This is a genomic window from Janthinobacterium sp. C22 (assembly GCF_057919405.1).
Genome location: NZ_CP193659.1, coordinates 6381633 through 6408334 on the forward strand (window position 1 = coordinate 6381633; position 26702 = coordinate 6408334).

The 26702-nt window shown below is 64.0% G+C and carries 31 protein-coding genes; 13 read left to right on the top strand and 18 right to left on the bottom strand.

Translation table 11 applies throughout. From position 1 onward, the window contains the following. Positions 1-6 precede the first annotated feature (6 nt). Genes ACRHIG_RS29930 through coxB form a run of 6 tightly spaced genes read right to left on the bottom strand, consistent with a single transcriptional unit; the run spans position 7 to position 4687 of the window. A complete protein-coding gene (locus ACRHIG_RS29930) occupies positions 7-867 on the bottom strand; it encodes a cytochrome c oxidase subunit 3 (RefSeq protein ID WP_475414682.1) in 861 nt (286 codons plus the stop codon). A gap of 41 nt (positions 868-908) precedes the next feature. Then, entirely contained in the window at positions 909-1115 is a 207-nt protein-coding gene (locus ACRHIG_RS29935; protein ID WP_077399736.1) for a DUF2970 domain-containing protein, read from the bottom strand. 9 nt (positions 1116-1124) lie between these two features. Next, entirely contained in the window at positions 1125-1697 is a 573-nt protein-coding gene (locus ACRHIG_RS29940) for a cytochrome c oxidase assembly protein (RefSeq protein ID WP_489628856.1), read from the bottom strand. A gap of 1 nt (position 1698) precedes the next feature. Further along, positions 1699-1815, bottom strand: a complete 117-nt coding sequence (locus tag ACRHIG_RS29945; RefSeq protein WP_217494223.1) for a cytochrome oxidase small assembly protein — start codon at positions 1813-1815, stop codon at positions 1699-1701. A 51-nt stretch (positions 1816-1866) separates the two neighbouring features. Further along, positions 1867-3465, bottom strand: coding sequence for a cytochrome c oxidase subunit I (gene ctaD / locus ACRHIG_RS29950; RefSeq protein ID WP_489628857.1), 1599 nt, complete (start codon positions 3463-3465; stop codon positions 1867-1869). A gap of 13 nt (positions 3466-3478) precedes the next feature. Further along, on the bottom strand, positions 3479-4687 hold the full coding sequence (gene coxB / locus ACRHIG_RS29955; RefSeq protein WP_058050743.1) for a cytochrome c oxidase subunit II: 1209 nt from the start codon (positions 4685-4687) through the stop codon (positions 3479-3481). A gap of 78 nt (positions 4688-4765) precedes the next feature. On the opposite strand from coxB, the gene ACRHIG_RS29960 reads away from it, so the two are divergent. Beyond that, positions 4766-5020: a hypothetical protein gene (locus tag ACRHIG_RS29960; RefSeq protein ID WP_489628858.1), complete on the top strand. Its 255-nt coding sequence runs from the start codon at positions 4766-4768 to the stop codon at positions 5018-5020. Between the two features lie 131 nt (positions 5021-5151). Here ACRHIG_RS29960 and ACRHIG_RS29965 read toward each other — a convergent pair whose 3' ends face one another. Beyond that, a complete protein-coding gene (locus tag ACRHIG_RS29965) occupies positions 5152-6048 on the bottom strand; it encodes a methyltransferase domain-containing protein (protein WP_489628859.1) in 897 nt (298 codons plus the stop codon). Between the two features lie 84 nt (positions 6049-6132). Here ACRHIG_RS29965 and ACRHIG_RS29970 point away from each other — a divergent pair, with 84 nt between their 5' ends. Together ACRHIG_RS29970 and trmL are read left to right on the top strand one after the other, a co-directional pair. Next, on the top strand, positions 6133-6900 hold the full coding sequence (locus ACRHIG_RS29970) for a phosphoribosyltransferase family protein (protein WP_489628860.1): 768 nt from the start codon (positions 6133-6135) through the stop codon (positions 6898-6900). A gap of 49 nt (positions 6901-6949) precedes the next feature. Continuing rightward, entirely contained in the window at positions 6950-7420 is a 471-nt protein-coding gene (trmL, locus tag ACRHIG_RS29975) for a tRNA (uridine(34)/cytosine(34)/5-carboxymethylaminomethyluridine(34)-2'-O)-methyltransferase TrmL (protein ID WP_475414677.1), read from the top strand. 113 nt (positions 7421-7533) lie between these two features. Here trmL and ACRHIG_RS29980 read toward each other — a convergent pair whose 3' ends face one another. The 9 genes from ACRHIG_RS29980 to ACRHIG_RS30020 all read right to left on the bottom strand — a co-directional run bounded on the left by ACRHIG_RS29980 (position 7534) and on the right by ACRHIG_RS30020 (position 17634). Next, positions 7534-8280, bottom strand: coding sequence for a hypothetical protein (locus ACRHIG_RS29980; protein ID WP_489628861.1), 747 nt, complete (start codon positions 8278-8280; stop codon positions 7534-7536). Positions 8281-8297: 17 nt separating this feature from the next. Further along, on the bottom strand, positions 8298-9239 hold the full coding sequence (locus tag ACRHIG_RS29985; protein WP_489628862.1) for a hypothetical protein: 942 nt from the start codon (positions 9237-9239) through the stop codon (positions 8298-8300). A 332-nt stretch (positions 9240-9571) separates the two neighbouring features. Next, positions 9572-9790 (bottom strand): DUF4339 domain-containing protein, encoded by a 219-nt coding sequence (locus tag ACRHIG_RS29990; protein WP_489628863.1) that lies wholly within the window; start codon positions 9788-9790, stop codon positions 9572-9574. Beyond that, positions 9763-13272 (bottom strand): tubulin-like doman-containing protein, encoded by a 3510-nt coding sequence (locus ACRHIG_RS29995; protein ID WP_489628864.1) that lies wholly within the window; start codon positions 13270-13272, stop codon positions 9763-9765. The genes ACRHIG_RS29990 and ACRHIG_RS29995 overlap by 28 nt, the downstream gene beginning before the upstream one ends. 36 nt (positions 13273-13308) lie before the next feature. Continuing rightward, a complete protein-coding gene (locus tag ACRHIG_RS30000; RefSeq protein ID WP_489628865.1) occupies positions 13309-13746 on the bottom strand; it encodes a hypothetical protein in 438 nt (145 codons plus the stop codon). A 42-nt stretch (positions 13747-13788) separates the two neighbouring features. Beyond that, positions 13789-15258, bottom strand: coding sequence for a hypothetical protein (locus tag ACRHIG_RS30005; RefSeq protein ID WP_489628866.1), 1470 nt, complete (start codon positions 15256-15258; stop codon positions 13789-13791). Further along, entirely contained in the window at positions 15255-16751 is a 1497-nt protein-coding gene (locus ACRHIG_RS30010; RefSeq protein WP_489628867.1) for a hypothetical protein, read from the bottom strand. Before ACRHIG_RS30010 ends, ACRHIG_RS30005 begins: the two co-directional genes overlap by 4 nt. Positions 16752-16878: 127 nt before the next feature. Beyond that, positions 16879-17361 carry a D-glycero-beta-D-manno-heptose 1-phosphate adenylyltransferase gene (rfaE2, locus tag ACRHIG_RS30015; RefSeq protein WP_489628868.1) on the bottom strand — a complete coding sequence of 161 codons (483 nt, stop codon included), beginning with the start codon at positions 17359-17361 and terminating at the stop codon, positions 16879-16881. 33 nt (positions 17362-17394) lie between these two features. Then, entirely contained in the window at positions 17395-17634 is a 240-nt protein-coding gene (locus tag ACRHIG_RS30020; RefSeq protein ID WP_489628869.1) for a DUF3717 domain-containing protein, read from the bottom strand. Between the two features lie 134 nt (positions 17635-17768). Between ACRHIG_RS30020 and ACRHIG_RS30025 the strand changes: the two genes are divergently transcribed. The 8 genes from ACRHIG_RS30025 (at position 17769) to ACRHIG_RS30060 (ending at position 22878) form a co-directional block, all read left to right on the top strand. After that, the gene (locus ACRHIG_RS30025; protein ID WP_230541530.1) at positions 17769-18707 is read left to right on the top strand and encodes a hydrogen peroxide-inducible genes activator; all 939 of its coding nucleotides are present in this window, start codon (positions 17769-17771) and stop codon (positions 18705-18707) included. Positions 18708-18765: 58 nt separating this feature from the next. Beyond that, on the top strand, positions 18766-19620 hold the full coding sequence (gene ubiA, locus ACRHIG_RS30030; RefSeq protein WP_489628870.1) for a 4-hydroxybenzoate octaprenyltransferase: 855 nt from the start codon (positions 18766-18768) through the stop codon (positions 19618-19620). Positions 19621-19728: 108 nt separating this feature from the next. Then, a complete protein-coding gene (locus tag ACRHIG_RS30035; protein WP_489628871.1) occupies positions 19729-20085 on the top strand; it encodes an ElaB/YgaM/YqjD family protein in 357 nt (118 codons plus the stop codon). Between the two features lie 46 nt (positions 20086-20131). Continuing rightward, entirely contained in the window at positions 20132-20518 is a 387-nt protein-coding gene (locus ACRHIG_RS30040; RefSeq protein ID WP_489628872.1) for a phage holin family protein, read from the top strand. Then, the gene (locus ACRHIG_RS30045) at positions 20515-20862 is read left to right on the top strand and encodes a hypothetical protein (RefSeq protein ID WP_475414667.1); all 348 of its coding nucleotides are present in this window, start codon (positions 20515-20517) and stop codon (positions 20860-20862) included. Before ACRHIG_RS30040 ends, ACRHIG_RS30045 begins: the two co-directional genes overlap by 4 nt. A gap of 89 nt (positions 20863-20951) precedes the next feature. Further along, positions 20952-21572 (top strand): DUF3455 domain-containing protein, encoded by a 621-nt coding sequence (locus ACRHIG_RS30050; protein WP_489628873.1) that lies wholly within the window; start codon positions 20952-20954, stop codon positions 21570-21572. A 26-nt stretch (positions 21573-21598) separates the two neighbouring features. Then, positions 21599-22165: a sigma-70 family RNA polymerase sigma factor gene (locus ACRHIG_RS30055; RefSeq protein ID WP_475414665.1), complete on the top strand. Its 567-nt coding sequence runs from the start codon at positions 21599-21601 to the stop codon at positions 22163-22165. Continuing rightward, positions 22162-22878, top strand: coding sequence for an anti-sigma factor (locus ACRHIG_RS30060; protein ID WP_489628874.1), 717 nt, complete (start codon positions 22162-22164; stop codon positions 22876-22878). The genes ACRHIG_RS30055 and ACRHIG_RS30060 overlap by 4 nt, the downstream gene beginning before the upstream one ends. A 12-nt stretch (positions 22879-22890) precedes the next feature. Here ACRHIG_RS30060 and proC read toward each other — a convergent pair whose 3' ends face one another. Continuing rightward, positions 22891-23721, bottom strand: a complete 831-nt coding sequence (gene proC, locus ACRHIG_RS30065) for a pyrroline-5-carboxylate reductase (protein WP_489628875.1) — start codon at positions 23719-23721, stop codon at positions 22891-22893. A 22-nt stretch (positions 23722-23743) separates the two neighbouring features. Continuing rightward, positions 23744-24445 (bottom strand): YggS family pyridoxal phosphate-dependent enzyme, encoded by a 702-nt coding sequence (locus ACRHIG_RS30070; protein ID WP_489628876.1) that lies wholly within the window; start codon positions 24443-24445, stop codon positions 23744-23746. A 70-nt stretch (positions 24446-24515) separates the two neighbouring features. On the opposite strand from ACRHIG_RS30070, the gene ACRHIG_RS30075 reads away from it, so the two are divergent. Together ACRHIG_RS30075 and ACRHIG_RS30080 are read left to right on the top strand one after the other, a co-directional pair. Further along, positions 24516-25559, top strand: a complete 1044-nt coding sequence (locus ACRHIG_RS30075) for a type IV pilus twitching motility protein PilT (RefSeq protein ID WP_489628877.1) — start codon at positions 24516-24518, stop codon at positions 25557-25559. Positions 25560-25562: 3 nt separating this feature from the next. Further along, a complete protein-coding gene (locus ACRHIG_RS30080) occupies positions 25563-26702 on the top strand; it encodes a PilT/PilU family type 4a pilus ATPase (RefSeq protein WP_475414661.1) in 1140 nt (379 codons plus the stop codon).

Consider the following 26702-nt stretch of genomic DNA (forward strand, 5'->3'; position numbering starts at 1 on the left):
CCGCCATTATAACCAATACACGACCACGTACAGGCCCAGCCAGACGACGTCGACGAAGTGCCAGTACCAGGCGGCGCCTTCGAAGCCGAAGTGGTGCTCGGGCGTGAAGTGGCCTTTCAGCACGCGGTACAGGATGACGGACAGCATGATGGCGCCCAGGGTCACGTGGAAGCCGTGGAAGCCCGTCAGCATGAAGAAGGTGGCGCCGTAGATGCCCGACGTCAATTTCAAGTTCAGCTCGCTGTAGGCGTGCACGTACTCATACACCTGGAAGCCCATGAAGATGGCGCCCAGCAAGATCGTGGCGAACAGGAACAGGGCCGTCATGCCGCGGTGGCCGGCGCGCAGCGCGTGGTGGGAAATCGTCAACGTGACACCCGACAGCAGCAGCAGGGCCGTGTTGATGGTCGGAATCCAGAACGGCGTCATCGTGGTGAATTCCTGCACCGTGCCGGCCGGGCCCGTATTGCCCCAGTGGGCGGCGAAATCGGGCCAGATCACCTTGTGGTCGAGGTCGGCCAGCCAAGGCATGGAGATGCTGCGCGCATAGAACAGGGCGCCGAAGAAGGCGGCGAAGAACATGACTTCCGAAAAGATGAACCAGCTCATGCTCCAGCGGAAGGAGTGGTCGATGCGCTCGCTGTACAGGCCCTGCTCCGATTCGCTGATGGCGTCGCCGAACCAGAAATACAGCACCAGCAGGATGCCGGCCAGGCCCAGATAGTTGACGTAGGGCCCCCAGGAGACGTCGTTGACCCAGGCCGAGGCGCCGATCATGGTCAGCAGCAGGCTGGCGCCGCCCAGCATGGGCCAGCGCGACGGGCCGGGCACGAAATAATAGGGTACGGCGGCGTGGTTGGAACTCATCATCATCTCCTCAAAAACTTGTAGGGTGGTTTTTTTGTAATTTATAAAACGACGAATTTAACAATTGAAATCAGGATGCCGATCAGGCAAGCCACCACCAGGAAGCCGGCGATGACGATGTGCACGGGATTGAGCTTGGCCGAATCCGTGTCGAAATCGCTCTTGCGGCGCAGACCCGTGAATGACCACACGACGGCCCGCAGCGAATACAGGAACGACGCTTTTTCCGGTTTGGCGGATTCGCCCATGGCACTCTCCTATTGGACGGCCGGCGTCTGAGCCTGGCTCAGACCGGCAATCTCGAAAAACGTGTACGACAGGGTGATGGTCTTCACCTCTTTCGGCAGGGCCGGATCGAGGAAGAACACCACCGGCATCTGCCGCGCTTCCTTCGGTTTCAAGGTCTGCTGCTTGAAGCAGAAGCACTCGACCTTCTTGAAGTGCGGCGTGGCGCTCTGCGGCGCGTAGCTGGGGATGGCTTGCGCGTTGACGACGCGGTTTTGCGTATTGACCACTTCATACATGACGGTCACCAATTCGCCCGGATGCACCTGCATGCTCGACACGGTCGGGCGGAAACGCCAAGGCCCTTGCGCATTGCCGTCGAACTCGACGGTGATGCTGCGCGTCGTATCGACTTGCGTATTGTTGTCGTAGGCCACCGTGCCATCCTTCTGCGTCAGCACGTTAATGCCCATCACTTCGCAAATCTGCTTGTAGACGGGAATCAGGGCATAGCCAAAGCCAAACATCAGGATGGCAATGACGATCAGCTTGCCCAGCATCTTGCGGTTCAGGCCGCGTGTTTCCTGTTGGTGGGGCGTCGTCACGTCAGAGCCACATGCGCTTGACGAACACGGACAGGAAGAAGAAGGCCGCCAGGGCGGCCAAGATCAGCCCGGTACGCAGGTTGTTCGGTTTTTTACGCTCAGTTTTCACTTCGGTCATGACAGGCACTTTATTCAAGACGGGCCGCGCAACACGCCGGCCCGGGATACCTCACTTCACTGTCGGCGGCGTTTCAAACGTGTGGAAAGGCGCCGGGCTCGGCACGGTCCATTCCAGGCCTTCCGCGCCTTCCCATGGTTTCGCCGGGGCAGCCTTGCCGCCGCGGATGGTCGGCAAGACGACGAAGAACAGGAAGTACACCTGCATCAGGCCGAAACCGAAGCCGCCGATCGAGGCGATCATATTAAAGTCCGTGAACTGCGCCGGATAGTCGGCGTAGCGGCGCGGCATGCCGGCCAGGCCCAGGAAGTGCATCGGGAAGAAGGTCACGTTGAACGTGATCAGGGACAGCCAGAAGTGGATCTTGCCGCGCGTCTCGTTATACATATGGCCCGTCCATTTCGGCGACCAGTAGTAGAAACCGGCGAACAGGGCAAACAGCGAACCGGCCACCAGCACGTAGTGGAAGTGCGCCACCACATAATAGGTATCCTGCAGCTGGATGTCGATCGGCGTCACGGCCAGGATCAGGCCCGTGAAGCCGCCCATGGTAAACACGAAGATGAAGCCCACCGAGAACAGCATCGGCGTTTCGAACGTCATCGAGCCCTTCCACATCGTGGCGATCCAGTTGAACACTTTCACGCCCGTCGGCACGGCGATCAGCATGGTCGCGTACATGAAGAACAGCTGGCTGGTCACCGGCATGCCGGTGGTAAACATGTGGTGCGCCCAGACGATGAAGGACAAAATCGCGATGGAAGCGGTAGCGTAGACCATCGAGGCATAGCCGAACAATGGCTTGCGGGCAAACGCGGGCAGGATCTGCGAGACGATGCCGAAGGCCGGCAGAATCATGATGTAGACCTCGGGATGGCCGAAGAACCAGAAGATGTGCTGGTACATGACGGGGTCGCCGCCGCCTGCCGCATTAAAGAACGAGGTGCCGAAATGGCGGTCCGTCAGGGTCATGGTGATCGCGCCAGCCAGCACCGGCATGACGGCGATCAACAAATAGGCGGTAATGAGCCAGGTCCAGCAGAACATCGGCATCTTCATCAGGGTCATGCCAGGGGCGCGCATGTTCAGGATGGTGACGATGATGTTGATCGAGCCCATGATGGACGAGGCGCCCATCAGGTGCATGGCAAAAATGGCCATGTCCATGCCGGGGCCCATCTGCGTCGACAACGGCGCATACAGGGTCCAGCCGGCAGCCGTGGCGCCGCCCGGCACGAGGAAGGACGTGGCCAGCAGGATGGCGGCCGGCGGCAGCAGCCAGAACGAGAAATTGTTCATGCGGGCAAACGCCATGTCGGACGCGCCCACTTGCAGCGGGATCATCCAGTTGGCATAGCCGACGAAGGCCGGCATGATGGCGCCAAACACCATCACCAGGCCGTGCATGGTGGTCAGTTGGTTGAAGAATTCTGGGTGAAAGAATTGCAAGCCTGGATGAAACAGTTCCGTGCGGATCATCAGGGCCAGCACGCCGCCCGACAGCAGCATGATGAATGAGAACCACAGGTACAGGGTACCGATATCCTTGTGGTTGGTGGCAAACAGCCAGCGGCGGTAGCCGGTCGGGTGGTCGTGGGCATGGTCGTGATCGTGACCGGCGTGGTCCAAGGTGCTCGTGCTAGTACTCATATGCGGCTCCTAATTACTTGCGTGCAGCCACGATTTCGGCTGGTTGAACGATGTTCTCTGCGGCCTTGTTCGACCAGGAATTGCGCGTGTAAGTGATCACTGCGGCGATTTCCGTGTCGGACAGCTGTTTCCATGCTGGCATTTCAGCGGGATACTTGCCGCTCTTTTGCCCGTTCAGCAAGACGTGGATCTGATCGGCTTTCGGGCCGTTCACCACGGCCGAGCCGTCCAGCGGCGCAAACGCCCCCGGTACGCCCTTGCCCGTCGCCTGGTGGCAGACCACGCAGTTGGCCGCATACACTTTCTCGCCCTTGACCTTCAATTCGTCGATGGTCCACACCTTGCTTGGATCATCAGCCAATGCGGCCATTTCCTTTTGTTTTACATCAACCCAGGCCTTGTAGTCGTCGGCGGAGACGACCTTGACGACGATGGGCATGAACGCGTGTTCCTTGCCGCACAGCTCGGCGCAATTGCCGCGGAAGGTGCCGATATGGTCGGCCTTGAACCAGGTGTCGCGCACGAAGCCGGGAATCGCATCCTGCTTGACGCCGAAGGCGGGCACGGACCAGGCGTGGATGACGTCGTTGGCCGTCAGCACCACGCGGATCTTCTTGTTGACCGGCACCACGACTTCATTGTCGACTTCGATCAGGTAGTTTTCGCCACGTTTTTCCGTCGGCGGCGCGCCAGGCGCACCCACTTGCGAGCGCGGCGTGGCCAGGTTGGAGAGGAAGGAAATGCCTTCGCCCTCGCCTTTCAGGTAGTCGTAGCCCCATTTCCACTGCATGCCGGTGGCCTTGATGGTGATGTCGGCGTTCGAGGTGTCCTTCATGCCGACCACGGTGCGCGTGGCAGGCAGGGCCATGCCGATGACGATCAGGAAAGGCACGACGGTCCAGGCGATCTCGACGGTGGTGCTTTCGTGGAAGGTGGCCGGCTTGTGGCCCAGGGACTTGCGGTGCTTGAAGATGGAATAGAACATGACGCCGAACACGGCCACGAAGATCACCAGGCAGATGATCATCATCAGGGTGTGCAAATCGTAGATTTCATGGGCGATCTGTGTCGCCGGCGGTTGCAGATTCATTTCGAACGGCACGGGACCGCCGGTGCCGGGATAGGTGCCGGCAGCCGGTGCCGCCGTGGCCCATCGCCCGATGCCAAACGCTGTCAAAGACAGCCCGAGCAGCAACGATTGAAGTCGCTTTGCATGTGTCATGTTTTCCCCAACCACCCAAAAATAATGATATTTTAAACGGCTGCGGATTTCTCCGTACTGGACCGCTGCCGCTCCTCCATGAAAGCAACACGGCCGGAATGCGGCCATGTGCATCAAGCACCAGCGAATTCCATGCTGGCTGCGGCGGCAAAAACGGCGGCGCGCAACCATGCTGGAACCCTGTTTTTCTTCCCCACCTGGAAATGGCCTCGTGTGGAAGATGGTTACTATACTAATGCAGTAACTTCGAATAAGTCTCGCTTTGTTTTTTTATTTTGTATGCAGCCCTTGTTTTTTTCAATTAACAAGCTGACAAACAATCAACGATTATAATCAAGTAAACTTGAATCCATCAAGCAATAATCGGCTTTGTGCGCGCCCTTCTCATGGCCGCCGCGCGCTTTGCAACGCTTGCCGCGATGGCAACGCGCGAATGGCGACCAAGTGTCGGTTTCTTTGGCCTTTTATTTAGGTTTTCGGGGCAAGTCAAAACGGATGATGGCCTCGCCATTGCGCGTCACGCGCGGCGCCGGACGGAAGGCGTGACCATAGATCACCTCGAAACTCAGGCCCAGCTTGCCGTCGGGACGGCGCGCCTTTTCCAGCGCGGCCAGCATGCGCTGCCAGGCCGCCTTGCCCATCAGGCCGCGCCGGCGCGTGGTCAGCGGGTTGCCGCCAAAGGCGCGCACGTCCGCCAGCAATTTTTCCGCCGTGTCGTAGGTGACGGTGATGATCTCCATGTCCAGCACGGGCGTGGAAAAGCCCGTCTCGACCAGCATGTCGCCAAAGTCGTGCATGTCGACAAAAGGCAAGGCGTGCGGGTATAAATCCGCCTCGGCAAACGCGTCGCGCACTTCGCGGAAGGTGTCGGGGCCGAAGCAGGAAAACATCAGCAAGCCATCGAGGCGCAGCGCGCGCCGCCATTCGGCGAATACGCGGTCGGGCTGGGCATGCCAGTGCAGCGCCAGATTCGACCACACGAGGTCGATGCTGCCCTGCGCCAGCGGCAGGTCGCCCAGGTCGCCGCACAACAAATCCACGCCCGCCTTGGCCGGCAGCAACTTGCTGAGGAACTGGTTCAGGCTGGCCAGTTTCGACGCGGGCGCGCGCGCCGCCTGCATCATCGCTTGCGCTGCATCGAGACCGATAATCTGCGCGGCGGGATAATCCTTTTGCAACTGCGCCAGGTCCGCGCCCGGACCGCAGCCGGCGTCAAGCACGCGATGCGGCGTGATTTTCACCAGCTCCAGGCGCTCGTGCATGCGTGCCGACACTTCGCGGCGCAGGAAATCCGACGGCGCGACGCGCGCGGGACGGGAAAAGAAATCGCGTACTTGCACCGCATCGATGGGCGCACTCATTTTGGGTGGATTGGCGGGAACTGGCATGTTGAAACCGGTGAGGTGAGATAATGTCGGCAGTGTACATGGAACGACGCCATCGCGATGCGGACCGCCACCCCGCCCCGCCTTGAGGCCGCCTGGCTGGCGCTGCGACTGTGGCTGGGCGCCACGCTGCTGCCGGCCCAGTGCGCGCTGTGCGGCATCGGCGGCCCGCAAGTGCTGTGTTCGCCCTGCCGCGCGCAATATCTGGGGCAAGGACGCGGGCAACTGCGCCACCGCTGCCGCCAGTGCGCCAATCCGCTCGCGGACATCGACGTGGCCACGCTGTGCGGGCGCTGTTTGCGCCAGCGGCCCGCGTATGACGCCACCGTCACGGCGTTCGACTATGCGGCGCCCGTCGACCAGTTGCTGCTGCAGCTGAAATTCGGCGCGCGCCTGGCGCTGGCGCCCCCGTTGGCCGAACTGCTGCATGTTGCCATTCAGCAACAGCAGGAGTGGCAGGCGCCGCAGCTGCTGTGCCCGGTGCCCTTGGGCCCGGTCCGGCTGGCCGAGCGGGGTTTTAATCAGGCGCTGGAAATCGCGCGCCCGCTGGCGCGCCTGCTGGACGTGCCTTTGCAGCCCCGGCTGGCGCTGCGGGTGCGCGAAACGCGGGCGCAAAGCGGCGTGGCGCCGCAGGAACGGCAAGCCAACCTGGCGCACGCGTTCGCCATCGCGCCGGACCATGCGCCGTTATTACCAGGATGCCATGTCGGCATTGTCGACGACGTGATGAGCAGCGGCCATACCGTCAACGCCCTGGCCGCCGCCTGCAAGCGCGCGGGGGCGGCCAGGGTCAGCATATTGGTCGTGGCGCGCACGCCGCCGCATTAGATGAGCGACATATTAGATACTAGATACAGATAGACCCAAGGAGAGCATTTTGTTTCACGTTGTTTTGGTAGAACCTGAAATCCCGCCCAACACGGGCAACGTCATCCGCCTGTGCGCGAACACGGGCGCGCAGCTGCACCTGGTCGAACCGCTGGGCTTTCCCCTCGACGATGCCAAGATGAAGCGCGCCGGCCTCGATTACCACGATTACGCGAAGATGAAGGTGCACAAGAATTGGGCGGCGTTCCTGGCCGACACCCAGCCCGATCCGACCCGCATGTTCGCCATGACCACGCGCGGCTCGCGCCCGTTCGGCGACGTGGCCTTCCTGCCGGGCGACGTGTTCGTGTTCGGCTCGGAAACGAAAGGCCTCGATCCGGCCCTGCGCGACGGTTTTCCCGCCGAGCAACGCATCCGTTTGCCCATGCGCCCCGACAACCGCAGTTTGAATTTATCGAATACGGTGGCCGTCGTCGTGTATGAGGCGTGGCGCCAACACGGCTACCAGGGCGGCGCGTAGGTCGGATTAGGCCCAAGAGGCCGTAATCCGACAACATTGTTGGCGTTAGTGGTGTTGTCGGCTTACGCGGGGCCTTACCCCACTAATCCGACCTACGCGTTTGCATACGGCAATCAGCGCAGCGCCAGCTGCGCCGCGCCGCTAATGTCGTCCAGCATCACCAACTGCGTGCGCAGGTCGCGCGTGGCGGCCAGCTTGCCGTTCACGTACAGATTCGTCTTGACGCCGTACACGCCTTGCGACACGCCGGCCGGCAAGGTCAGCTCGAACGAGTTCTCGAAGCGCCCGCCCGATTTGTTGTTGCTGGCCAGGGCTTTCGAGCCGGACTTGAAGGGCTGGCCTTGCGGGTCGAGCACTACCAGCTCTTCGCGCACGTCGTTGACGCTTTGCGCGCTGCCATTGACCAGCTCCACCACGGAGTTGACCTTGAACGGCTGGCCGCGCTTGACGGTCGACGCGCTCAGCTGCGGCGTGTACGACACCACTTGCGGCTCGCGCGGCAAGGCGCCGCGCGTGCGGATGTAGTCGCGGTCCGCCTGCGCCGCCGTCTTGGTCTGGCGCGAATTGACATTGATGGCCAGGCAACCGGCCGCCGCCAGGCCGCCGCCGATGGCCGCGCCCTTCAGCGCGCCATTCTTGCCGCCCGCCAGCGCTCCCAGCAGTGCGCCCACGGCCGCGCCGGCAGCGGCCGACGTGCCCACGCTGCACGGGTCCTCATCCGTGGCCGCCTGGGCGCCGCCTTGCGGATAGGTACTGTCCTGGCGCACGCCGTTCGGGTTCATAGTCGCCGTGGTGCAGCCGGCCAGCATGGCCGCGACGGTCAGCGCGGCGGCCGCGCGCAAGGTGGTGTGATTCAGCATGGTGACTCCCCAGATGGCTAATTGATCGTTGTTTCCGTCTGCAGCACTTGCCGTTCGCGCTCGCGGATGCGGCGCGACAGGTTGTCGATGCGCGCATTGCCCGGATCGACGCGGCGCGCGCTTTCCAGATAGGTCTTGGCCGCATCGAACTTGCCTTCCAGCAAAGAACGCTCGGCATCGCGCAGGAACGATTGCGCCATCTCGTTGCGCATGGCCGCGCCGCTATCGACGGGCGACGTTTCCAGAGGACGGCGTTCGGCCGCCGCTGGACGTTCGACCACGCGCGCGGGCGCCGGTTCCTGCTGTGCCGGCATTGCTGCCGGCGCCGGGGCCGGCGACGGGGCAGAAACGGGCGCCGCCATCGACAGCGCCTGCACGTCGGCCTTCAGCTGCGGCAATTCCACCGCTTCGCGGTCGATCGCTTCCAGCCTGGCGATGCCATTGCGCGCTGCCGTCGCATCCTTGCCATCGAGCGCCTGGCGCACGCCGACCAGCACGGACGCGGCTGCCGCCTGCTGGCGCGCCAGCTGCTTGCGCAAGGAATCCACGCTGGCAGCGCCCGCGCAATCGATGTCGAGCCCGGCAATGCCCCTGGCGGCGCTTTGCAATTGATGGCCGTCAATATTGCGCTCGATGGCGCGCACGCCGCGCTGGCAACTGCCCGATGCGGCGCCGGCCTTGCCGATCGCCGCCTGCAGATCATCGGCCTTGGCGCTGGACTTGCCCGTGCACACATTCTTCGCCGTCGCCAGCTTCTGGCGGGCGCCGTCCAGGCTGCCATTCGCCACCAGTTTCAAGCCACTGTCGATGGCGTCGTTGCACGCCGATTCGCTCTTGCCGCCCGGCTTGCCATTCATGTAGACGATGACGACCGCCAGCGCGACGGCGCCGCCCAGCCAGCGCAGCCACTTGCGCGGCGGCGGGACTGTCGGTGCAGGCGCCGGTGGAGGCACAGGCACGGGCTTCGGCGCAGCTGGCGGCGGCACCGGGATCGGAGCCGGTGCCGGTGCCGGCTTGGGCGGCGCTTTCGGCGCAGGCGCCGGTGTCACCGGCTGGGGCGGCGGCTTGGGCGCCACAGGCGGCGATACTGGCACAGGCGGCGGAACAGGCGCTGGTACAGGCGCTTGCACGGGCAGCGGCGGCGGCACGGCCGCGGCTGGCTTGGCTGCGCCAGCCTGCGCCTGACCGCAGTACGGGCAATGGCTGACAACGGTCCACAGGCCCGTCTTGCATTTGTTACAGATATCCAAAACTAATCCTTCATTCCAACGTCATTCCAGCACTCCAGCACTCAACCCAAGGGCGGCGGCATCAACGGTGGCGGCGCGCTGAGGAACAGGGGCGCCAGCTCGGGGAACTGGGCCAGTTCGGCCCAGGCCGGCAAGCCGGCGCGCCACACCTTGGTGGTGCCGGGTACGACCTGCCCTGCCTGCACGTACTGCACGATCTGCTGGGCCGTGAACGGTCCCTGCTGCTGGCCGTTTATGCCCAGGAAATACTGGTATTCCACCAGGGCGGCGGCATGCCGCCCAGCGGTGGCGGCGCCATGCCGAAGGCCGGCGCCACGCCAGCGGCCGGCGCGCTGGCCGGGCGCAGCAATTGCTCGAGCCGCCCCGCTTCCAGCATTTCGCCCTTGATCGCGTATTTCAGGCGCGGCTGGCCGTCCGCTTCCGGCTCGCGCACTTCCCAGTCGTAGGCGTCGCCGTCGGAGTCGCCGATGACGTTCGCCCACTCCTTCAGGCGTCCCAGCAGGGCTTGCACCGTGCGGTCGAGCTCATCGCTGGCCATGCCCTTGCGGCGCGCCGACTCGCGCAGGCGCGCGCCCACTTCGGCGGAAATGGCGCTGCCAAAGCCGACGTACGGCAGTTGCGAGCCATCGGCCTGCGCCACCAGCTTGGGCGCATACACGGTGCGTTCATAGTATTTTGCCAGCGCCGCCAGGGCCGCCGTCTGCACGGCGTCAAGCGCCGTCAATTTTTCCTCGATGCGCAGGGCGATATTTTTCTCGTACGAGGCGGGCATGCCGTTCTGGCGGATGGCCCGTTCGTTGCCGATGCGGCGCAGGTCGCCCGGTTCGACGGCGAACTGGTACTGGCCCGGCGGCACAACTCTGCCCGTGTGGCGCGTCAGCACGCCCAGCATGATCGCTTGCAGGAACTCGCCGAAATCCTCGGCCAGGCGTTTCATTTCATCGGTATTCGGCGCGATCGGGTGCGTGAATTGCGTCGGATCGATATGCGTGTGGGTCGGCGCCTTGTCGTTGTCGCCTTCCTTGCGGTAGCTGGTGCGCCAGCCTTCCAGGCCCCGCAGCACCGTCATCGGTACGCCGGCCAGCTCGCAATAGCAGACGGCGCGCCCGCGGATGCCCGTCTCGACGATTTCCAGCTGGCTCACCGTAATGCCCACCTGGGTCGGCACGCACGATTCGAGCTCGGCACCGAACTTCGCCTTGAAGGCGGCCGCGTTGGCCACGCCGATCACGCACTTGAACTGGTCCGACACGACCGTGAAATCGCCCGCCATATTGGCGTCGATCCACGGCATGGAGCAGGCCAGCAGCTTGCGGAAGCGGTCCAGGCGTTCGGACACGTCCATCTGTTCCAATGCCTCGAACAGGGGGTCGGGCGTGCTCGTCGCCCCTTCCGCCAGGCCCGCCGTGGCGATCATGTTCTCCGCCATGCGCGTGACCTTGGCCAGGATCAAGCCGCGCTGCGCCGGTTCGCCCAGCATGGGGAACAGGGCTTTCGAGCCGCCCATGTCCTTGAATGCTTCATCGGCCCACTGGCGCAAGGTGGCCGCCGTGGGCAGCGCAATGTCTTTTTCCGTGACGGGAATGACGATCAGGGTCGCGTGTTCCTTGTCCAGGTCCTTTTGCAGGATGGTATTGGCCGTTTTCAATTCCGCCAGCATGGCCAGCACGCCTTCGCGGCCCGTTTGCAGCTCGCCCACCAGGCCATTCCACTGCGCGCGGCCTTGCGCATCGACGCCGATCCGGTTGCCCAGCCAGCGCGACAGTTCGCCCAGCAGGATGACGGACTCGTCCGCCGCCTTGGCCCGCAGATGGAATTTCAGCGCGTTCGCCATTTCCGTGCGCAGATGGTCCATCACCACGCCCGCCTGCTTTTCGCCATTGCTGAGGAAGCCGAAGGTGCTGCGCGTCTGCTCCAGGTTGTTCAGCAGGCGCTCATATTCGCGCGAGCGCACAGCTTCCTTGATTTCGCGGTAGCGCTCGGCATTCGCGCCGATCTGCGCCGTCAGGCCGCTGCCCGGCGCCTCGATGCGGTCCTTGATCTGTTCCACCAGCGACAACACGTATTCCAGGCCGCCGAATTCCTTATTATCCAGATAGCCGTACAGCTGGTCGCGCACGACTTTCTTGACGTCGTCGAGCACTTCGCGGCGGCGCTTGCTGATGCGGTCTTCCGTCGTGTCGGCCGTGGAATCCTGGTCGCGCACGGCATCGCGTTCCAGGTGTTTCATGGCGTCGCGCACCTGCGCCGGCCATTCGCTGCGGTCAAAGCCCGTGCGGATATCGTTGATGCGCGTATTGACGCGGTTTTCCACGCCGGCCAGCAAGTGGCCGTGGCGGTCTTCCAGCAATTCGTCGACGACGCGGAAATCGATGAAGTCGCCGCTGGAGCGCTTCAGTTCGATGCTCTTGTCGGAAAACTCGGGAAAATCGCTGAACGGCGTACCCTTCAGGAACATATTTGCAGCCAGGAAATTATCGCGCTGCGTGTCCGTGGCGCGGTTGGCGCCCGCATCCGTGCCGCCCACGCCGAAGAACGCTTGCAGCATGGCGCCGGCCCAGCGGTGGGCCCGCTCGTCGCGCGCCGCTTCCTGGCGTGTATCGAGCACGGCCATGCCGAACGAGGAAAAGCGCTTCGAGAAATACAAACGCATGTCGCCGAAGCGGTCTTGCGGCACGGGCGCGTTGTACAGCGAATTCTTGTGCTGCGCCTGGTTGACGGCGATCGAGCGCTTGGCGCGGGCGAAGTCGGCCGAGGCGAAATCCTCGAACAGCGAATCGGCCACCATGTGGTAGACGTCGCTGACATCCTTGGTGTGCTGCTGGGCAAGGTTGCCCGAATCGATCAGGTACACCTCGCTGTACGGCTCGCGCGTCAGCTCCGGACGGTCGTAGGCATCCCAGCGGCCCACATAGCCCTTGTTGCCCATCATCGCCGATTCCAGCTCCATCAGCGCCGCATAGCCGTTGGCCTCGACCCGGTCCTTGTTGGCCTTGGTGTAGCCGGTCGGCAAGAACAGCATCAGCTCCACGTCGGCCGCGCCCACTTCGCTGCGCGCCAGCCAGCGCGCCAGCAAGCCCATGTCGAGGAAGGAACCGGACCCCGTGCCGCCCGCCACGGAACCGACGATGACGATGCGGAAACGGTTCGTTTCCATGCGCAAACCCAGTTCGGCCAGCTGGCGCTCGTGCGACAGGCCCGCCTTCAGCGCTTTCAGTTTCAAGCGGATCTTGTCGCGGATCTTCGCGTATTTGTCGAAGAAATACAGGCGCGACACGGCGCGGATCTGCCCGGCGCCGCTGCTCATGTCGAAACGCAGCTCGCGGATGCGCTGCGGCGTCAGCGGCAGCCACTCCTTGATGTGCGGATATTTTTCCAGGGAATCTTCATCGCGGCTGTACTTGTCCATGTCGAACGATTCGACCACCTTGTCATCGTCCGTGAACTTCACCTGGTCGAACTGCAAGTCCTTCGCCTGCGACTCGCCGCTTTCGATCACGGCGCCATTGTCGAGGTCGAAATGGATGAATTGCGCGATGGGAAAGTCGGCCAAGCCCTCGATGCGCGTGCGGTGGCCCGCGCCGCCCCACAGGGTGTTGAGGATGCGCCGGCGCACGCGCATCAGCACCTGCATGCCGGTGCCGCCGATGCCGATGAACAGGGTCGGGCGCAGTTCGATGATCTTGTCCTGCTTGCGCTCGCTGGCGCCGCCGGTGATGGTTTGGTTCAGGTTCTCTGCCATGGTGATTCCTTCGATGATGCGTGCAACGGCGTATTCTTAGCGGCGGCTGGAGGTGAACGTCAACAGCAACGCTACCAGGCCCACCAGCACCAGCGGTCCCATGAACAATGGCGCGAGGAATTTATGCGCATTCACGGCCGCCAGCACGACGCCCGTCGCCAGGCTGGCCAGGAAGATGAACAGCCACCAGCCCGAGGCATTGGCCTTGTTCGGCGGCACGCGCTTGGCTACCAGGCCATTCGCATAGGCATTCTTGGCAAAGAAAAAGGCGATGAACAGCAGCAACAGCACGACGCCGCCGATCAGGGTATCGCGCGACGAGGTATCGGTGGTGCTGGCCGGATCGAGCGCTGGCGCCGGTTCGGTGGTGGCCGTGGTGGCGGACGCTGATGCGGCTGCATCGGCTGCCGGCGGTGTGGATGCGGGGGCAGGCAGGGTAAAACCGCTGTTGTCTTTGGGAGTCTCTTGCGCCATGGTATGCCTCAGTTGAATAGAAGTTTTTTAAAGAATGGTTGCTCAGGCCAGGCTCAGGGTATGCCCTTCGGCCACGCGCACGACGGACGGCTTGCCCAGTCCACGCTTGAGTTCGCCGATGTCGCGGCCGTCATCATCGCGGATCTGCACGCTTTTGAATGGTTTTAATAACACTTGGCGCTGCACGCCGTCAGCCATCACCTTGTAGCGCGTGGCGCGCGTGCCCAGCAAACCCAGCGCCAGCAGACCCAGCACGAGCGCCAGCACGCCGCCCAGTAGTACCAGCACGGGCAAGAGCGGATACTGGATGCGCACCAGCAGCGGGATCGTCGCCTGCGAGGCGCGCACGCTGTCGGGCGGCGTGAACATGCCAGAGATCGGATCGCCGGGGAACAGTTCCTGCAAGTCCTTGCCGAAGCTGGACGCCAGCGCCAGCCGCTGTTCCGACAGGCCCACCTGCGCCCGCATCGGCAGCAGCACCTGCTTGCCCATGGCGGCGATCGCCTGCGCCGACCACGGCGACGGAATCTGCGCCATCGGCAACGCGAACTGTACCTGCACGGACTGGCTGGCGCCCGGCTGCAGCTGGCGGATTTGATCTGGCGCAACGTGCAGCGGCGCGTTCTGGCCCGCCAGGCTGGCGTGCACCTTGGCGCTGTCGATCACGTACGGGAAAAACATGTTTTGCAAGGACGCCTGCAGCACCACTTGCGGCACCAGGTTCGCCGCATCGACGTCGAGCACGATGGTGCGCCCGTCGCGGCCCAGGCTGGCGTGCACGTTGGCGCTGTTCTTGACGGACTGGGGCACGATGCGCACGGCATCCTGGTCCAGCGGTTTCAGCCGCGCGGGCGGACGCGTCAGCACTTGCGACAAGCGGCCCTCGGCCAGGATGCGGGTCAGCGCCTCGGACGCGGGCTGGCCATACGCGAGCGCATACACCATCAAACCCTTGGCGCTGTACAGCTTGCCCTGCACGGGCATGCGCAGCGGAAACACCACCGTCTTGGTGATCGACGGTTCCAAGTGCAGCAAGCGGTAAAAATCGCGGTTGCGCTCGGCCGTCTGGCTGTCGTTGTTCGGGCTGTTCTTGTTATTGGTAAATATCCACACGATGCCGGACGCGGACTGGAACGGGCCCGTGATGGTCTTGGTCACGGCTTCCTGGAAATCCGTGTCGGCCAGCGCGCCGCCGGCGCTCTTGCGCGCCAGGCCCAGATGGGCCAGCTGGCCCGCCACGCCGGCGCCGCCCTGCCCTTGCCCCAGCAGCGACGGCGACACGTGCGCGCCGCTGCTCTGGCTGAAGGCCAGCGTATACACCTTGTCGGACGGGCTTGTGGCGGCCTGCGCCACGGCGCCCACCAGGGCTTTCAATTGCGAATGTTCATCCGTGTAGAACGGCTCCATCCAGCCCGAATTCTGCACCAGAAAGGCTTGCTGGATGCCGGCCGCGTGCGCGGCGGCGGCGCTGAAAAACGCGGCGCAAGCCACGGTCAGTAAGCGCGCCTTCATGCCTGCAAGGTCCAGCCATCGATGCGCGACAGCAGCGGGTGGTAAGCCCACAACGTGCCTTCATGGACAAACAGGCGCACGCGCCACGGCTCGCTGACGGCAAAGGTATGAAACACGGTTTCGCGCAATTCATCGTCCTGCACCAGCTGGGCCGCCAGGCGCTCGTTCGAGCGCAGCACGCTGGACAGGCCGGCGCTGGTGGCAAACTTCACGCCGAAGACGCTGTTGCCAGCACCGGATTCGAGCAGCGGCATGACGGCCTGGTTCTTGCCGCCATCGTCGCCGTGTTCCGGTTCTTCCCACGGCGCCGTTTTCAGCTTGGCGGCGAAGCGGTAATTGAAGCTGCCCGAACACAGGCGCGGCGCCAGCGCGTCGGCCCGTTCGGATTGCGCGCCCAGTTTCACGTAGACATAGGTGCCGCGGCTACGCTCGAAGCACAGCTGCCACAGGCCGCCGTCGCGCGACACGTACGGGCTGCCGAATTCGAAATGCGGCACCAGCCCTTCGGGCCAGGGCGTGAACGAAGCGGCCACGTTGCCGTCCGGCTGCAGCTGCAAGCGCAGCTGGCCGTTGGCGCAGGGCCACACGGCCATGCGGTTGTAGGCCACGGGCGCGCTGACGATACCGAGTTCGGCCACGCCGTCGAGCAACACGTCGCTGCCCGGCTTTTGCCCGGCGTCAAGGTTGACGAAGCGGATGCGGCCGTCATCGTCGCGCAGGGGCGCCCACAGGCGGTTCTGGAACCAGACGGGCGCGGCCACGCACGGCGCGCCGCCCACGTGCTCGACCACGTAGCTCAGCGATGGCACGTCGGGACGGATGCAGGCCAGGCCATGGCTGGTCGGCAAGACCAGCACGCTATTGAAGTCAGGCACCAGCTCGGCGCGCCAGGCGCCGTGGGCCAGGTCCGATTCGGCCAGCAAGCCGCCATACTCGGGGTCCAGCGCCAGCCAGCGTTTCGAGGCGGGCAGCCAGGCGTGCAAGACGGCCTTGCGCGGATCGAGCGCCAGCAGCGCGGGCGCGCTGGTGCCGAACCGGGCGGAGAAGAATTCGTATTCGCCAGGCGGCGGCATGGGCAGCGAGGCATCGGCTTGCGCATGCTCGTCGCGCGCGCGCTGGTCGGCCAGCTTCAGGGGCACGCTGGCCTGGCGCAAGCCTGCCGGGCCGGCCGGCGGCACGTCGCTGACGGGGTGCGCGCCGAAAGGAGGAACCCAGGGCGCCACTCCGGACGGTGCGGCGGCCGCCTCGGGCGGCACTTGCAAGGCGACGCCCGAAGCGGGGTCGAACGCAAATTCGGGCGGAAACTGCCGCACGGGTTCGCCGGCCGCCGCGGGCAGGCGCCGCGCCAGCATCAGCTTGCCGATATCGGCCTGGCTCACCAAGGGCGAGACGTTCTGGCCGTCCGCGCTGCGCTGCATGCTCCACGCGCCCGCGTCATCGACGTACCAGGCGCCGGAGGGCAGTGGCCAATCCCCAGAAGTTTTATGATCCATGTATTTTCTATGACAAGCAATGCATATCAGACGGTGTAACGTGCTGGGGCGGCCGAAACGAAGTCGCAGCCCTGGCAGTTCTCATAGTAACGTCTTTTTATCTGTATGGAAACATTGACGGCGCTCCTCAGCCCTGTTGCGTGCGCACTTTCGTCAACAGCTTGGTGGTCGAGCGGTCGTGCGCGAAATCGATGGCCACGGCCTGGCCGCCATACGCCAGCACGGCGCGCCCTTCGGGGATGGCCGCCATGTCGTAGTCGCCGCCCTTGGCATAGATGTCCGGTTCGATCTCCTGCACCACTTCCAGGGCACTGTCTTCCGAGAACGGCACGACCAGGCTCACCGCTTCCAGCGCGGCCAGCACGGCCATGCGGTCTTCGCAGCTGTTCAGGGGACGGTCGTCGCCCTTGCCCAGACGTTTCACTGATGCATCAGTATTCACGGCAACGATCAGCGAGGCGCCCAGCGCGCGCGCCTGCGCCAAATACGTCACGTGGCCGCGGTGCAAAATGTCGAACACGCCGTTCGTCACTACCACCGGTTTCGGCAGGGCCGCGGCGCGGGCGCGCAATTCGTCACGGCCGCACAGTTTGTTTTCAAATTCAGGCATGGATATCTCTTGTTGGGTTAAATACGGTCACGCTCAGGCGTGGCTATCGCCTTGGATGCCGCCGGCACCACGGCGCCAGGCATCGATCAAGGCCAGAATGGCCGGATCCAGGCCCTCTTCGGCGATGCGATCTTGCCGGTAATAAATCATCAGCGCATACACGCCGGCCAGGCGGCTGACGGGTGGCGACAGCGCATATTCATTGCCGCGCGCCGGTTGCCTGGCACGCCAATAATTGATCGCCGCTTCCAGCGACTGTATGTGCACATCCATCGCCCCCTCCCTCCGCCGCCCGCTCCCGCATTATAGGGGGCGATCCGCTACAATACGCCATCGGCGCCACAGTTTCACGTTTGCGCCACCTTTCATTCATTGCAAGTAAGTACTTCCTGTGTTTCAATCAACCTATGACACTGACTGAACTGAAATATATCGTTGCAGTCGCGCGAGCGAAGCACTTCGGCCACGCCGCCGAAGCCTGTTTCGTTGCCCAGCCCACCCTGTCAGTGGCCATCAAGAAACTCGAAGACGAATTGGGCGTGGTCCTGTTCGAACGGGGCGGCGCGGAAATCTCCGTCACGCCCCTGGGCGCGCAGATCATCGCGCAAGCCGAGCGCGTGCTGGAACAGACGGCCGCCATCAAGGAGCTCGCCAAGCAGAACAAGGACCCGCTGGCCGGCCCCCTGCGCCTGGGCGTGATCTACACGATCGGACCCTACCTGCTGCCGCCGCTGGTCAAGGCCATGATAGACCAGGTACCGCAGATGCCCTTGATTTTGCAGGAAAACTTCACCGTTCGCCTGCTCGAATTGCTGCGCCAGGGCGAACTGGACGTGGCCATCATGGCGCTGCCCCTGCCCGATCACGGCATGGCCATGCAGGAGCTGTATGACGAACCGTTCGTCGTCGCCATGCCGCGCCAGCATCCGTGGACGGCGCGTGAAAAAATCGCCGCGCAGGATTTGAAATCGGAAACCATGCTGCTGCTGGGCAATGGCCACTGCTTCCGCGACCAGGTGCTGGAAGTGTGCCCCGAAATGGCGCGTTTTTCCTCGCCCGGCAACGGCATGCAGCGCACGTTTGAAGGTTCCTCACTGGAAACCATCCGCCACATGGTGGCCAGCGGCATCGGCCTGACGGTCTTGCCGCGCGCCTCCGTCGCGAATATGCACGCCACCGACGGCATGCTCGAATACCGGCCCTTCGCCGCCCCCGTGCCATCGCGCCGCGTGGTGATGCTGTGGCGCAAGAGTTTTACGCGCAAGGCGGCCATCGATGCCCTGTGCGCGGCCATCGCCAGCTGCAACTTGCCTGGCATCACCCCCTTGTGCGAAGACGACGAATAGTACATTTACATACTATTTGCGATAATCGACCTTTCTCTTCAACAAGATCGAGTCTTCCATGAACAAGCTGGCGCTGTATTTCCGCCTGATACGGCTGGACAAGCCTATCGGTACCGTATTGCTGCTGTGGCCTACCCTGTGCGCGCTGTGGCTGGCGCAGCAAGGGGTGCCGGACTGGCGGCTGCTGCTCATCTTCACTCTCGGCACGTTCCTGATGCGCTCGGCGGGCTGCGCCATCAACGACTACGCCGACCAGGATATCGACAAATTCGTCAAACGCACGGCGGACCGTCCCATCACCAGCGGACGCATCAGCGGCAAGGAAGCGCTGGCCGTGGCCGGCGTGCTCACCGTGCTGGCCTTTTGCCTGATCCTGCCCCTGAATGCGCTGACCAAACAACTGTCCGTGGCCGCCGTCATCATCGCCGGCACCTACCCGTACTTCAAGCGCTTCTTTGCGATTCCGCAAGCGTATCTGGGCATCGCCTTCGGCTTCGGCATTCCCATGGGCTTTGCCGCCATCACGGATTCCGTGCCCGTCGTCGCCTGGCTGCTGCTGCTGGGGAATGTCTTCTGGGCCGTGGCCTACGATACGGAATACGCGATGGTCGACCGCGACGACGATCTGAAGATCGGCATCAAGACCTCGGCCATCACCTTTGGCCGCTACGACGTGGCCATCGTCATGTTCTGCTATGCCGTCTTCCTGCTGCTGTGGCTGGCATGCGGCTGGTACCTGGGCTTGCGTTACTGGTTCGTCGCGGGCTTGCTGGTGGCGGCCGGCTGCGCCGCTTATCACTACACCTTGATCCGCGCACGCGAGCGTATGCCGTGTTTTGCGGCATTCCGGCATAATAACTGGCTAGGAGCAGCGGTGTTTGCGGGCGTGGTACTGGACTTTGCTTTCCGTTAAGCAATGATCCTTGCGCCGCGGCAGCCCTTGAGGCGGCGCAAGACAGGCCTGGCCGCAGCTGCCTACACTGGTATTTCACTGTGCAGTTTCACTTCCATGAGGTAATACATGAGCTCGATACATACCGGAAAAGCCAGCAGCGACAACATCCTCGCCGACGCCGACAAGGCCCGCGACAAACTGGTCGGCGACCTGAAAACCGTCATCAATGAAGCGGAAGGCTGGCTCGATGGCGCCAAGGATCAGACGGGCGAGAATGTCAAAGCCGTCAAGGACAAGTTCATCGCCACCCTGGAAACGGCCAAGAAAGACTTGATCAAGCTGGAAGAAGACTTGCTCGAACGTACAAAGAAGGCAGCCAAGGCCACCGACGAATACGTGCAGGACAATCCATGGAAAGCCGTGGGCGCGGGCGCCGTCGTCGGCGTGCTGTTCGGCCTGCTTCTCTCCTCGTCACGCCGCTAGCAGTACCGGCGGCGCTGGCCGCCTCCCCTGACGCGAAAGGCAGCATATGGCTATCATGCAGCATGTCGCCCAAGTCGCAGCGACCCTCGCCGCCATCGTCCAGACCCGTCTGGCCCTGGCGGCCGTGGAAATGGAAGAAGAGTCGCTGCGCTTCCTGTCCTATCTGGCGCTGGCCATGCTGGCGCTGCTGTGCCTGTTCGTCGGCCTGGTCTTGATCGTGTTCCTCGTCATCGTGCTATTCTGGGATACGCACCGCATCGCCGCCATCGCCATCACGGCCGCCGTCTTCATCGTCGCCGCCGTCGCCACCCTGCTGGGCGTGCGCGCCAGTTTCCGCAGCAAGCCGAAACTGCTGTCCTTCACGCTTACCGAACTGAACAAAGACCTGGACGAGCTGCAACTGCTGGCCCGCCGGGGATCGGAGCGGCCATGACCACGCATCCCACCAAACTGTCGCATGTGCACAATGCCGCCAGCCTGGCGCAGCGGCGCGACGCGCTGCTGGCCGAATGCGCGCTGCAGCGCCTGGCCCTGGGCGTACAGACGCGCCAGCTGCTGGAGCCTTTGACGGGCGGCAATCTGCGCCACACCCTGGCCACGCGTTTTAAAATTCCCCTGATGGTGGGCGGCGCCGTGCTGGGCCTGGTGCTGGTGCGCCCGCGCCGCTTCCTGCCGCTGCTGCGGGCCGGTGGCGCCCTGCTCAAGCACGCCACCACCGCCATGCCCGTCGTGCTGGCGCTGGCGCAGCGTTTCAGCAAGAAAACACCACCGCCGTAAAATATTTTTGCATAGCTGCATCCAAATGGCAGGCCCGGGCGTAGTAATGGTATCAACCAGCCGGTTGAGCCAACTACCAGGAGTTCGCCATGCATGCCACCATCGCCCCACGCCATACCGCCCCCTCGCTCACCGTCCTGTGCGCCGCCCTGCTCGTGGCTGCCTGCGCACCGATGAGCGCACGCTACTCGCAGGAACAGCTGCCGACCGCCGTCAAGGTACCCGATGGCCATCAGGTGGCCATGCAGACAGTGGGCGTGGGCAAGATCGCCTACGAATGCAAGGCGAAGAAAGACATGACGGGGCATGAATGGGTCTTCGTGGGACCGGACGCGGCCCTGAACGACCGCGGCGGCATGCAAGTGGGCACGTATGTGGGCCCGCCTGCCACCTGGGCCAGCCTGGACGGCTCGAAAGTGACGGCGACGCAAGTGGCCGTGGCGCCGGCCGGCGCGGGCAATATCCCGTACCAGCTGGTGAAAGCCAATCCCGCCACGGGCAGCGGCGCCATGCAGGGCGTCAGCTACATCCAGCGCGTGGCCACCAGCGGCGGCGTGGCGCCAAGCAGCCCCTGCGGCATGGAGTCCGTCGGCGCCAAACAATGGGTGCCCTACCAGGCCGACTACATTTTTGGAAATCGGCATAAATCCTTTCAAGCGACGGTTGGCAAGCGGGTTTCTGACCTATACTCGGCCTTAAAAACTTGCTAACCGTTCACTCAACGATTGCACCGACCTTGCCAGCCCAAGCCGCCCCTTACGATTACGATGCCGCCCTGCGCGCCTGCGCCAGGGGCGAGCAGCAGGCATTGCACGGCCTGTACCAGCAGGAAGCACGCTACCTGCTGGGCGTGGCCCTGCGCATCGTGCGCCAGCGGGCGCTGGCCGAAGACGTGCTGCACGACGCCTTCCTGAACATCTGGCGCCGCGCCGGCAGCTTCGACGCCACGCGCGGCAGCGGCAAGGGCTGGATCTATGTGGTGGTGCGGCACCAGGCGCTGAACGTGGCGCGCGCCCGCGCCCATGAAGTATCGGCCGACGAGGATACCGTGGAAACCCTGCTGCATGAACGCGAAGGCAACGATGCCGACGCCACCTCGGACGCCTACGCCCTGCAGGCGAACATGGGCAAGCTGCACGATTGCCTGGGACACCTGGACGAACCCAAGCGCAACAGCATCCTGTACGCCTACGTCGATGGCTGTTCCCATGGCGAGATCGCGCAGCGCCTGCAAGCGCCGCTGGGAACCGTCAAGGCCTGGGTCAAGCGGGGCCTGGCCGCCTTGCGGGAGTGCATGGGATGATGAACAGCGACGAGGAATGGCAAAGGCTGGCCGGCGAATACGTGCTGGGCACATTGGACCTGGCCGAACGGGCGGCAGTGGAACAGCGTTTGCCGCTTGACGCCGCCTTGCGCGACGCCGTGGCTGCCTGGGAACGGCGTCTGCTGCCCTTGACGACTTTGGCGCCGCCCGAAACGCCCTCGGCGCAACTGTGGCCGCGCATCAGCGCCAGCCTGTTCACGCCGAAAACCGTGCGGCAGGCGGGCGGCTGGCAAGCGTGGTGGAACAGCCTGGCCTTCTGGAGAATACTGGCCGGCGGCGGCTTGGCGGCCACCGCCGTGCTGGCCGTGCTGGTGACCGTGCAGCTGCAGGCGCCAGCCGGGCCCGGCTACCTGGTGGTGCTGGTGGCGCCGCAGGATAAATCGCCGGGCTGGATCGTGCAGGCGGGCGGACGCGGCGGCAAGGACCGCGACCTGAGCCTGATCCCGCTGGGTCCAACTAGCGTGCCGCAGCAGAAAGCCCTGCAATTCTGGACCAAGGGCAAGGACTGGGGCGCGCCCGTCTCGCTGGGCCTCGTCAAGCCGGGGCAAAGCGTCAAATTGACCCTGGACAAGCTGCCGCCGCTGCAGCCGGAGCAATTGTTTGAAATCACCTTGGAGCCGGAAACGGGCTCGCCCACGGGCCGGCCGACGGGGCCGGTGCTCTACATCGGCCGCGCCGTCAAGGTCATGTAATTACCTGTCCACTTATTTGCCCAGCTCGTCTCCCATCTCGCGCCCGCGCTGCGCGGCCGCCTTGATGCCCTTGACGATGGCCGCCTTCACGCCGCTCTCTTCCATGCTGGTCAAGGCCGCATAGGTCGTGCCGCCCTTCGACGTGACGCGCTCGCGCAACAGCGACACGGGCTCGCTGGAATTCGCCGCCAGCTGCGCCGCGCCCGTAAACGTGGCAATGGCCAGCTGCGTGCCCTGCTCCGGCGTCAAGCCCAGCTCGGCGGCCGCCTGCTGCATCGCCTCGATAAAGTAAAACACATAGGCGGGGCCGCTGCCGGAGACGGCCGTGACGGGGTCGATCTTCGCTTCGTCATCGAGCCAGACGGTCTGGCCGACGGCGCGCAGGATGGCGTCCGCCGTTTTCTTTTGCTCCGCGCTGACGCCGCTGCTGGCCACCATGCCCGTGATGCCCATGCCGATCAGGGCCGGCGTGTTCGGCATGCAGCGCACGATGGCCGGATAACCGCCGAGCCAGCGCGACAGGTCGGCCGCGCGGATGCCGGCCGCGATCGACAGGATCAATGGCGCCCGCTCGCCGTCGAGGAAAGGCAGCAGCTGCGCCGCCACTTCGCGCATGCTTTGCGGCTTGACGGCCAGCACGATCACGTCCACGCCGCGCAGCGCGTCACTGGCGGACGCCGCCGTCGTGACGCCGAATTGCGCCTGCAGTTTTTCCAGCGCGGGCGCGTGCGGGTCGATCACGTGGATGTTGCCGCCCAGGGTCAATTTGCCCGCCAGGCCGGCGATCAGGGCCGCGGCCATGTTGCCGCCGCCTACAAAGGCGATATTCAATTCTGTCGTCATGGCTATGCTTTCTATCAATCAGTTAGGAGTAATTGCGGGAACCGAAGATGGCGCTGCCCACGCGCACGATGGTGGCGCCCTCGAGCACGGCGGCGCGCAAGTCGGCCGACATGCCCATCGACAGGGTGTCGAGCGCCAGCCCGTCCGCCTGCAATTGTTGGTACAGGGTACGCAATTGCGCGAACGCACGACGCTGGAGGGTGACATCCGTTTCCGGCTCGGGAATCGCCATCAGGCCGCGCAAGCGCAGGCGCGGCAGCTGCGCCACGGCGCGCGCCAGCGCCGGCAAGTCCGCCGGCGCCACGCCGCTCTTGCTGGCTTCGCCGCTGATATTAACTTGCAGACAGATATTCAGGTCCGGCAAGCCGGCCGGGCGCTGCTCGGACAGGCGCGCGGCGATCTTTTCCCGCTCCACCGTATGCACCCAGTCGAAATGTTCGGCGATGGGGCGCGTCTTGTTGCTCTGGATGGGGCCGATGAAATGCCAGGCGGGTGCGCCTTGCGGCAGCGCAAGCTTGACGGCGGCGATCTTGTCGAGCGCTTCCTGCAGATAGTTTTCGCCAAACGCCGCCTGGCCCGCGCGCATGGCTGCCAGCACGGCGTCCGCGCCGAAGGTTTTTGACACGGCCAGCAGGGTCACGTCGGCAGGAGCGCGCTGCGCCTCCACGGCGGCCTGCGCAATACTGTCGCGCACGGCTTGCAAGTTCTGTTCGATTGTGGACATAATCATTTTCTAGTGTATAGGGGCGGCGGCACGGTGCGCCAGCCCATCAATGCAGGCACAGGGATTATAAATGGACATCTCCGAACTTCTCGCTTTCTCCGTCAGCAACAAGGCTTCCGACCTGCACCTGTCTTCCGGCCTGCCGCCGATGATACGGGTCAATGGCGATGTGCGCCGCCTGAACGTGGCCCCGCTCGAGCACAAGGAAGTGCACAGCATGATCTACGACATCATGAACGACAGCCAGCGCAGGGCGTATGAAGAGGCGCTCGAGTGCGATTTCTCGTTCGAGATTCCCGGCCTGGCCCGCTTCCGCGTCAACGCCTACAACCAGGAGCGCGGCGCCTCGGCCGTGCTGCGCACGATTCCATCGAAGGTGCTGACCCTGGAAGACCTGAACGCGCCGCGCATCTTCGGCGAGCTGGCCATGCGCCCGCGGGGCCTCGTGCTGGTGACGGGCCCGACGGGTTCCGGCAAGTCGACCACCCTGGCGGCCATGGTGAACCACGTCAATGAACGGCTGAACCACCATATATTGACCATCGAAGACCCGATCGAATTCGTGCATGAACCGAAGAAATGCCTGATCAACCAGCGCGAAGTCGGCTCGCACACGCATTCGTTCAGCAACGCGCTGCGCTCGGCCCTGCGCGAAGACCCGGACGTCATTCTGGTGGGCGAACTGCGCGACCTGGAAACCATCCGCCTGGCACTGACGGCGGCCGAGACGGGCCACCTGGTGTTCGGCACCCTGCATACCTCGTCGGCGGCGAAATCGATCGACCGCATCATCGACGTCTTCCCCGCCGAGGAAAAGGAAATGGTGCGCGCCATGCTGTCCGAGTCCTTGCAAGCCGTCATTTCGCAGAACTTGCTCAAAACCAAGGACGGCGCTGGGCGCGTGGCCGCGCATGAAATCATGCTGGCCACGCCCGCCGTGCGCAACCTGATCCGCGAAGCGAAAGTGGCGCAGATGTATTCGGCCATCCAGACGGGCAGCAACGTGGGCATGCAAACGCTGGACCAGTGCCTGTCCGACTTGGTGCGACGCGGCACGATCACGGCGGAAACGGCCCGCGCGGCCGCCAAGTCGCCTGAAAACTTCCCCGGATAAGCCATGCAGACGACGCACGAACACTATGGCGCCATGCACGCGCTGCTGGCGCAGATGCGCGCACGGGGCGGCTCGGACCTGTTCATCACGGCCGGCTTTCCGCCCGCCATCAAGCTCGACGGCAAGCTGACGCCGCTGGCGGGCGGCCCGCTCGATGCGCTGCAGGCGGCCGGCTACGTGCGCGCCGTCATGAACGAACGCCAGGCGGCCGAGTTCGCATCAAGCCGCGAAGCCAATTTCGCCATCAGCCCGGAGGGACTCGGGCGTTTCCGCGTGTCCGCCTTCGTGCAGATGGGCCAGGCAGGCATGGTCTTGCGCTTGATCAATACCGCCATCCCCACGCTCGATGGGCTGGGTTTGCCCGCCATCCTGCAAGACATCGTGATGAGCAAACGGGGCCTCGTCATCATGGTGGGCGCCACGGGCTGCGGCAAGTCGACCACCCTGGCGGCGATGGTGGGCCACCGCAACGCGCACAGCCATGGCCACATCATCACCATCGAAGACCCCGTGGAATTCATCCATCCGCATGGCAACTGTATCGTCACCCAGCGCGAAGTGGGCGTCGATACGGACGACTGGGCCACGGCCCTGAAAAACACCTTGCGGCAGGCGCCCGACGTGATCCAGATCGGCGAGATACGCGACCGCGACACCATGGACCACGCCATCGCGTTTGCCGAGACGGGCCATCTGTGCCTGGCGACCTTGCACGCGAACAACGCCAACCAGGCGCTGGACCGCATCATCAATTTCTTCCCCGAAGAGCGGCGCCAGCAGTTGCTGATGGATTTATCGCTGAATTTGAAGGGCATGATTTCGCAGCGTTTGATCCCCAACAAGGAGGGCGGCGGGCGCAAGGCGGCGCTGGAAATCCTGCTCAATTCGCCGCTGATGAGCGACCTGATCTTCAAGGGTCAGGTGCACGAGATCAAGGACCTGATGAAGAAATCGCGCGAACATGGCATGCAGACGTTCGACCAGGCCCTGTTCGACCTGCACCAAGCGGGCGCCATCAGCCATGAAGACGCGCTGCGCAATGCGGACTCCGTCAACGACCTGCGCCTGGCGATCAAGCTCAAGGGCGCAACGGCGCCGGAAACGGCGCCGCCCTCAACCGCCACCAAACTGGGACTCCTCTGA